Source organism: Ureibacillus galli (assembly GCF_014836845.1).
GTDB lineage: Bacteria > Bacillota > Bacilli > Bacillales_A > Planococcaceae > Ureibacillus > Ureibacillus galli.
This window is the reverse complement of sequence record NZ_JACSQA010000061.1, coordinates 1-3004: the sequence shown is the minus strand read 5'-3', so window position 1 is coordinate 3004 and position 3004 is coordinate 1. Positions and strand designations below refer to the sequence as shown.

1 rRNA gene is annotated in these 3004 nt (G+C 51.5%); it reads right to left on the bottom strand.

Annotation, left to right across the window (positions count from 1 at the left end):
• Nucleotides 1-36 precede the first annotated feature (36 nt).
• Nucleotides 37-2956: ribosomal RNA gene (locus tag H9636_RS18825) — 23S ribosomal RNA — on the bottom strand.
• Nucleotides 2957-3004 lie beyond the last annotated feature (48 nt).

Sequence of the window (3004 nt, the reverse complement as noted above, 5' to 3'; positions counted from 1 at the left end):
TCAAAACTGGATAAAGACATTGAATGCATTCAAGATTTGGTTAAGTCCTCGATCGATTAGTATTCGTCAGCTCCATGTGTCACCACACTTCCACCTCGAACCTATCTACCTCATCGTCTTTGAGGGATCTTACTTACTTGCGTAATGGGAAATCTCATCTTGAGGGGGGCTTCATGCTTAGATGCTTTCAGCACTTATCCCGTCCACACATAGCTACCCAGCGATGCCTTTGGCAAGACAACTGGTACACCAGCGGTGTGTCCATCCCGGTCCTCTCGTACTAAGGACAGCTCCTCTCAAATTTCCTACGCCCACGACGGATAGGGACCGAACTGTCTCACGACGTTCTGAACCCAGCTCGCGTACCGCTTTAATGGGCGAACAGCCCAACCCTTGGGACCGACTACAGCCCCAGGATGCGATGAGCCGACATCGAGGTGCCAAACCTCCCCGTCGATGTGGACTCTTGGGGGAGATAAGCCTGTTATCCCCGGGGTAGCTTTTATCCGTTGAGCGATGGCCCTTCCATGCGGAACCACCGGATCACTAAGCCCGTCTTTCGACCCTGCTCGACTTGTAGGTCTCGCAGTCAAGCTCCCTTGTGCCTTTACACTCTACGAATGATTTCCAACCATTCTGAGGGAACCTTTGGGCGCCTCCGTTACCTTTTAGGAGGCGACCGCCCCAGTCAAACTGTCCACCTGACACTGTCTCCTACCCCGCTAAGGGGTATGGGTTAGAATTTCAACACAACCAGGGTAGTATCCCACCGACGCCTCCCTCGAAGCTGGCGCTCCGAGTTCTCTGGCTCCTACCTATCCTGTACAAGTTGTGCCAAAATTCAATATCAGGCTACAGTAAAGCTCCACGGGGTCTTTCCGTCCTGTCGCGGGTAACCTGCATCTTCACAGGTACTATAATTTCACCGAGTCTCTCGTTGAGACAGTGCCCAGATCGTTACGCCTTTCGTGCGGGTCGGAACTTACCCGACAAGGAATTTCGCTACCTTAGGACCGTTATAGTTACGGCCGCCGTTTACTGGGGCTTCAATTCAGAGCTTCGTGATACCACTAACCCCTCCTCTTAACCTTCCAGCACCGGGCAGGCGTCAGCCCCTATACGTCACCTTACGGTTTTGCAGAGACCTGTGTTTTTGCTAAACAGTCGCCTGGGCCTATTCACTGCGGCTCTCTCACGAGAGCACCCCTTCTCCCGAAGTTACGGGGTCATTTTGCCGAGTTCCTTAACGAGAGTTCTCTCGCACACCTTAGGATTCTCTCCTCGACTACCTGTGTCGGTTTGCGGTACGGGCACCTCCCGCCTCGCTAGAGGCTTTTCTTGGCAGCGTGAAATCAGGTACTTCGCTCTAAAGAGCTCCCCATCACAGCTCAACGTTATAGGAAGCGGATTTGCCTACTTCCACGCCTTACTGCTTGGGCGCGCATATCCAACAGCGCGCTTACCTTATCCTACTGCGTCCCCCCATTACTCAAACGGCGGGGAGGTGGTACAGGAATATCAACCTGTTGTCCATCGTCTACGCCTATCGGCCTCGACTTAGGTCCCGACTAACCCTGAGCGGACGAGCCTTCCTCAGGAAACCTTAGTCATACGGTGGATGGGATTCTCACCCATCTTTCGCTACTCATACCGGCATTCTCACTTCTAAGCGCTCCACCAGTCCTTCCGGTCTGACTTCAACGCCCTTAGAACGCTCTCCTACCACGGACATCATCGATGTCCATCCACAGCTTCGGTGAATCGTTTAGCCCCGATACATTTTCGGCGCAGCGTCACTCGACCAGTGAGCTATTACGCACTCTTTAAATGATGGCTGCTTCTAAGCCAACATCCTGGTTGTCTAAGCAACGCCACATCCTTTTCCACTTAACGATTACTTTGGGACCTTAGCTGGTGGTCTGGGCTGTTTCCCTTTTGACTACGGATCTTATCACTCGCAGTCTGACTCCCGTGTATAAATATCTGGCATTCGGAGTTTGTCTGAATTCGGTAACCCGAGATGGGCCCCTAGTCCAAACAGTGCTCTACCTCCAGTATTCTCAATCACGAGGCTAGCCCTAAAGCTATTTCGGAGAGAACCAGCTATCTCCAAGTTCGATTGGAATTTCTCCGCTACCCACACCTCATCCCCGCACTTTTCAACGTGCGTGGGTTCGGGCCTCCAGTGAGTGTTACCTCACCTTCACCCTGGACATGGGTAGATCACCTGGTTTCGGGTCTACGACCACGTACTCATTCGCCCTATTCAGACTCGCTTTCGCTACGGCTCCGTCTTCTCGACTTAACCTTGCACGTAATCGTAACTCGCCGGTTCATTCTACAAAAGGCACGCTATCACCCATTAACGGGCTCTAACTACTTGTAGGCACACGGTTTCAGGTTCTATTTCACTCCCCTCCCGGGGTGCTTTTCACCTTTCCCTCACGGTACTGGTTCACTATCGGTCACTAGGGAGTATTTAGCCTTGGGAGATGGTCCTCCCGGATTCCGACGGAATTTCACGTGTTCCGCCGTACTCAGGATACACTCAAGAGAGAATGAACTTTCGACTACGGGGCTTTTACCCTCTATGGCAGACCTTTCCAGGTCGCTTTGCCTAATTCATTCCTTTGTAACTCTATATAGAGTGTCCTACAACCCCAAGAGGCAAGCCTCTTGGTTTGGGCTTTTCCCGTTTCGCTCGCCGCTACTCAGGGAATCGAATATTTTCTTTCTCTTCCTCCAGGTACTTAGATGTTTCAGTTCCCTGGGTATGCCATCATGACGCTATGTATTCACGTCAAGATACTGTTCCATTACGAACAGTGGGTTCCCCCATTCGGAAATCTCCGGATCAAAGCTTACTTACAGCTCCCCGAAGCATATCGGTGTTAGTGCCGTCCTTCATCGGCTCCTAGTGCCAAGGCATCCACCGTGCGCCCTTAATAACTTAACCTAAAAAAGTTAGTTACTGCTCTTCTTATAAAGAAGAGACTTAAGAACT